This is a genomic window from Dietzia sp. CQ4, from assembly GCF_014145125.1.
In the GTDB taxonomy this organism is placed as follows: Bacteria; Actinomycetota; Actinomycetes; order Mycobacteriales; family Mycobacteriaceae; genus Dietzia; species Dietzia natronolimnaea.
In genome coordinates this window covers 1-5,120 of sequence record NZ_JAALDZ010000045.1, presented here as the reverse complement: position 1 = coordinate 5,120, position 5,120 = coordinate 1, and the positions used below count along the sequence as shown (strand labels likewise).

7 protein-coding genes are annotated in these 5,120 nt (G+C 69.0%); 3 read left to right on the top strand and 4 right to left on the bottom strand.

What is annotated here, in order from left to right; translation table 11 throughout:
• Positions 1–18: 18 nt before the first annotated feature.
• From G6031_RS03430 to G6031_RS03415, 4 genes are read right to left on the bottom strand one after another with little or no spacing between them, the layout of a single operon-like run.
• Positions 19–336: a hypothetical protein gene (locus G6031_RS03430; protein WP_182652444.1), complete on the bottom strand. Its 318-nt coding sequence runs from the start codon at positions 334–336 to the stop codon at positions 19–21.
• Positions 333–530, bottom strand: coding sequence for a hypothetical protein (locus tag G6031_RS03425; RefSeq protein WP_182652443.1), 198 nt, complete (start codon positions 528–530; stop codon positions 333–335). The genes G6031_RS03430 and G6031_RS03425 overlap by 4 nt, the downstream gene beginning before the upstream one ends.
• The gene (locus G6031_RS03420) at positions 527–1,792 is read right to left on the bottom strand and encodes a VWA-like domain-containing protein (protein WP_182652442.1); all 1,266 of its coding nucleotides are present in this window, start codon (positions 1,790–1,792) and stop codon (positions 527–529) included. Before G6031_RS03420 ends, G6031_RS03425 begins: the two co-directional genes overlap by 4 nt.
• Positions 1,792–2,904 (bottom strand): AAA family ATPase, encoded by a 1,113-nt coding sequence (locus G6031_RS03415; RefSeq protein WP_182652441.1) that lies wholly within the window; start codon positions 2,902–2,904, stop codon positions 1,792–1,794. Before G6031_RS03415 ends, G6031_RS03420 begins: the two co-directional genes overlap by 1 nt.
• A 196-nt stretch (positions 2,905–3,100) precedes the next feature.
• Between G6031_RS03415 and G6031_RS03410 the strand changes: the two genes are divergently transcribed.
• The 3 genes from G6031_RS03410 to G6031_RS03400 all read left to right on the top strand — a co-directional run bounded on the left by G6031_RS03410 (position 3,101) and on the right by G6031_RS03400 (position 4,988).
• Positions 3,101–3,763, top strand: a complete 663-nt coding sequence (locus G6031_RS03410; protein WP_182652440.1) for a hypothetical protein — start codon at positions 3,101–3,103, stop codon at positions 3,761–3,763.
• A gap of 493 nt (positions 3,764–4,256) precedes the next feature.
• Positions 4,257–4,658 carry a helix-turn-helix transcriptional regulator gene (locus G6031_RS03405; protein WP_182652439.1) on the top strand — a complete coding sequence of 134 codons (402 nt, stop codon included), beginning with the start codon at positions 4,257–4,259 and terminating at the stop codon, positions 4,656–4,658.
• Between the two features lie 36 nt (positions 4,659–4,694).
• A complete protein-coding gene (locus G6031_RS03400; RefSeq protein WP_182652438.1) occupies positions 4,695–4,988 on the top strand; it encodes a hypothetical protein in 294 nt (97 codons plus the stop codon).
• Positions 4,989–5,120: the final 132 nt, after the last annotated feature.

Sequence of the window (5,120 nt, the reverse complement as noted above, 5' to 3'; positions counted from 1 at the left end):
GTCACCCGACAGCAGCAGTCACACCGGCCCGTGAATCAGCGGGGCTAAGTCCGCCAGCATCCCGACCGTCGCCGGGTCCGCGACGAGAACCTGCGGTGGGTCAGGTCGGTCCATCACCACGCCCGCCGCCGCGAGCGTGTCTAGCGCCTCTCCACCGGAGGCGGTGACCGCCGCGCCACCACGGCGGGCGATCACGACCTGACCCCGGTGCCCGGTCTCGCGGACCGCAACCGCATCCGGTTGAGGCCGGACCAAGGCGTGCGCCACGCGCCACACCGGGCGTCCACTCTGCGCGGCGAACCGACGCTGCGCCGCATCGTAGATTTCGACGGTCACTGTCCCTGTCCCATCGTCTCGAACCGTGTTCCCAGCGCGGCATCCCGATAGCCCTGCGCCCATGCCTGCGCGGCGCTCCCGGCGGGATGCGCGTCAGGGTCCACCGGCAGCCCCGGGTCGATCCCGGTCCCCGCCAGAACTGGAGCGGACCAGGCCGCGATCTCCCGCACGGCGGCGCGATCCACAGCACTCATGCCGCCTCCTGCGGGCGAATATCGATGCGAGTGGCCCAGCCAGGCGGATCGGGCACATGACTGGGGTCGGTGGCGATCAGGCCGCACACCAGCCGCGCACCGATCCCGGCCTCCGGCCACGGCGTGATCCCGTCCGTGAGCACGACCACCACGTCAGGGGCGGGTCGCAGTCGCATCGCGGCAGCGATCCCCACGCGCATGTCGGTTCCGCCGCCGCCGGTCAGGGCAACCGTTCCAGCCCCGGTGGCCCGCTGCGCCTCGGTGGCCTGCGCGTCACACGTGATCACCTGGACCGATGAGCCAGCCACCCCGGAAGTGCGGGCGACCCGCCGAACCTGCCCCACGGCCTCGTCCAGCTCGGCTCGGCTCATCGACCCGGAGGTGTCCACGACCACAGCCACGGACACCAGCGGTTGACGCATCGCGGGCCGCACTATGCCCGGTATCTGTCGCCGTGAGGGCCGCGAGTAGGTGTAGTTCATTCGACCTGCCGCGTCGGCCATGCTGCGGCGCACAGCGGCAGCAAGGATCGTCTGCCACGGCACCAGGGCCGGGGTCAGGGTGTCCGACGCCCACCGCGCCACACCGGCAGGGACGACTCCCCGGCCCATGCTCCCGAACGTCACCGTGTCGCGAGCGGTCAGGGTGCGCACCCGCTCGGCCTCCGACTCGGCAAGCCCCGCCGGGGCGTCCTCGCCGTCGCCGTCACTGGCACCGATCTCCGCCGCGACAGCCGTGCATCCGGCCCCAGACCCGCACCCAGCATCGTCCATCCCGGTCCCCGCCCGCGCCTCACCGCTCATCGGGTGCGAGGGATCGCAGATCGCCGCGTAGTAGGTCTCGGCCACGTCCCCATCTGCGCATCCCAGCGTGGCCGGGGTGACGACACCCTCTGGAAGCGCGACACCAGCCGCGAGCAGGTCGTCGTTGATCTCGGCGTCCCCGGCGTAGTTCCACGCGGTGTGAGCCAACGGCGCGGGCATCGCGCGGGCGCGGGCAGCGTGGTCCCGGAGCAGGTGCCCGATTTCGTGGAGCAACACTGCCGCCACCGTGGGGGTGTCCCACCGCTGCGGGCCGACCAGCAGCGCGGGGTCCATGTAGAGACGCCATCGCGCGTCCACCGCGAACGTGCCCAGATCGGGCGCGGCCAGCGGCGACAGCGCGAACAGCGCACGCGCCCAGTACGGCATGTGCTGGACCGCGAGCATCCGACCCAGCCGGAACGCCTCGCTCTCGCCAGCGTCGAGCACTCGGGTCCTCATCACGCGGCCTCGCCAGTCGTGGCGGGCGCGGTCGGTAGACCGGCAGCGGTGAGCATGGGCCGGAAGGCCTTCGCCGAGGCCGGGACAGACGCCGACGCAGGCCGCGACACCGCCAGCGACCGTGCTACGGCACCGGCCACGTCCCCGGCGTGCTCGGCAGCAGCCACCAGCGGCCCCCACGCGTCCGTCCACGCCTTCTTGGTGCCCTCCGACGCGGCCCACGTGGCGACCGCCGACAGAGCGGCCCACACGCGGTCTGGACGCTCGGAGGCGTAATCGATCAGGGTCGGGTCCGCGATCAGCTCGATCGGACTGGGCAGGTCCATCGCCTCGCGCCAGGCCAAGAACTCTGTCCCCGCGCCCTCTCCGACGAGACCGTGCGCGAGAGCGTGCTCCGCATCGGCGTCGTCGGATCGCACGAACGGCAGACTGTCCGCGAGCATGGTCCACGTCCGGCGCGACGGCCACGCGCCGCCCCGCTGAGCCGGGTCGGTGGGCATCGCGTCGAGCAGATCGGGCCGAACCCTCAAGAACCCGAGGATCTCGCCGCGACGGATCGCCCTGGCCCCGGGGTCGGCGGTCACCGCACGGGAGGTCGGCATCGTCCACCCCGACGCCATGCCGGTCAGCCAGTCCTCCGGCGACGGCGCGAACCCCACGTGACAGAAGCGGTTGGCCAAGGGTGGGTCCAACTCATACCCGCCCGCCGCACACTCCGGCGGGTTAGCACCGGCCACGATCTGCACACCCTCCGGCAACGCCAAGTCGCCCACTGTGCGGTCCAGCGACACCGCCAGCATCGCCGCCTGCACCGCAGGCGGGCAGGTGGTCAACTCGTCCAGGAACGCGATCCCGACCTTGGCCTCGACCAGCCGACGCGCCCACGTTGGCGGGTGCAAGATCGCCCCTTCGTCGGTCACCATCGGCATCCCGCCGAAGTCGGCCGGTTCACGAATCGAGCCGAGCACGGTCTCGCACCGCTCCCCCCTCGACGCGGCCAGCGCCCGCACCAACGAGGTCTTTCCCATGCCCGGAGCAGACAACAGCAGCACAGGCACGCCAGCACGCCCACACGCGTCCATCACGGTCACAGCAGTAGCAGAATCGGTCATGGGTTCCCTCCCAGGGAATCGAGGGCGGGATGGTCGGCCCCGCCCGAATCGGACACCCCGAACCTACCCACCACCTACGACTACAAATGCCCTCTGACCTGGTCAGTCACTGGCGCTTACAGTGCCGGGGCCCGGTGGTGTGGACGCCGTCGACGGACCGGCCCGCGGCGAACACCGATCCAGTACCGTGGGCAGCGTGAAGCCCCCTAAGAAGGCTGGTAAACCCGCGATTCGGATCGTCGCCGGCAGCCCGGGGCCAGCAGGCCTGCTGGCCAACAAGCGAATCTTTGGCAGCCTCGCCACGCTTCTCAAGAAGCACCACGAGGTCATCACCCTGGATGACTGCCAGACCGAAGCTGAGTTTCTCGAGGCACTCCGCAAAGAGGAAGGGGCGCTCGTCACCCTGGTGAGCTGCCACGGCTACCCATTCACAGACGGCTCCATCGCGCTGGGCTGGAGAGGCTTGGAAATCACCACTCCGCTTCCTGTCATCGACTCCAACGCAGTCGTCTTCAACGCCTGCTACGTCCTGGACCAGAACGAAAACCCGACCGCTATAGTGCACCCCGCAGTTCAAAGCCGAGCGTTGGTCGGAGGCAAAGGGATCGTCCAGCGCGGCCACGTGACCTGGTTCGCCAGAGAACTCGTCAGGATCGCCGAAAGCAGTCGCCGCAGCGAGCTCCAGGACCCTCACAGTGCTTGCACAGTCCTCGTCGAGATCTGCGCCACTCTCGAAGCAAAGCGAGACAGACTCCTCTCAGAAAAAACGGAAGTCAAGCCCTGGTCCGACATATGGAGCACGCCGAGAATCATTGGCCCTACCGACGTGGAAGCCCTGCGAACAATGCCCCATTGTTAACCTCTGGGGCGTCATTTCTGCCGATCTAAAGGACAGGTCATGGACCCAGTAACGCAACTGTTGAACTCGATCCCGGGCTTTCACGGATCCGTACAGAACATGAACCGAGAGACCCTGGCCACACTCCAGAACAACGGCTACGGGGATGCCTGGTGGATCCCCGACTTCATCACCCAACAAACGAACGCGGGCTGGCTCTGACACAGTCCCAAACTCGGCGAACAGCGCACCAGCGGAAGCGCTTCTCTGCCTCACAGCACGAGGAGCGCTTCTCTACTCGCCTGGCCCGACACGCAGACCAGGCAAGATAACCACCCATGTACATCGTCGGCACTGGGTCCAGTGAACTGCACGCCCACATGGATCTCGACCGCCGCATCTTCCTGCATCATTCTGGTGGCACGGTCGAGACAACCATCCTGTCAACGACCCAACAAAATGGACACTGGTCCGTCGTCGCCGAAGTGCGAGACCGACCGGCAGGGGAGCCCAAGTGACGCCTGACGAGGCCCGATCCCTCGGCCGCGCGATCCGCACCGCCCGACTCGAGCGCGGCATTCCGCAACTCAAACTCGCCGTCGCGATCGGCGTCGGCGGAGGACAGCTAGGCCTCTGGGAGCGCGGCCGCGTCCCCGCCGCCCGGGGCGAAGACGCGTACGCCCTCACGATTCCGCGGCACCAGCTCGAGGCGATCGCCGCCGCCCTGGACTGCTCCGTCGCCGCCATCGCCGATCGCGCCGCCCTGAGCGCCACCACCCGGGTCCTCTACGGGCTCGAGCCCCTGGGACCTGCACGCACCCTCGTCGCCGGCCAGGAGTACGACCTCACCGACGCCGAAGCCGACCGCGTCGCGGACTTCATCGCCGGCCTCATCACCGCCCGGGAGCTGTACTAGCCGAGCGTGTCGGGGGACGCCGCTACAGTGCCCGCCATGGACGAGCTGCTGGGCCGAATCCGCCACGCAGCCGACCAGGTAGGAGAGCCGCTGTTCCTCGAGCTGCTGCGCTGGCACCGCGCTGTCATCGGCCTCCCAGACATCGACCCGACCACCCACGGCGCCTACCGCGACGCCATCGCCGAACTCGGCGACGACCGGGCCGCCGAACTACTGCGAGATCTCCGGCGAGCCGCCCGAGATCCCCGCCGGCACCGACACGGAGCCGACGGCAAACCCACATACCGGGCAGGGGAGACTCTGCGAGACCGCGCCCGCCGCCGAACGTAGTCCCCCGAGTCAGGTGAAGCGCGCGCGGACTGTCACGAGATCGGGGTGATCAGGCCCGGATCGTGGCGCTCGAGGGTTCTCACGTTGTTAACCCCGCTGATTCACGGGCCGGTGTGACTGCTGCTGTCGGGT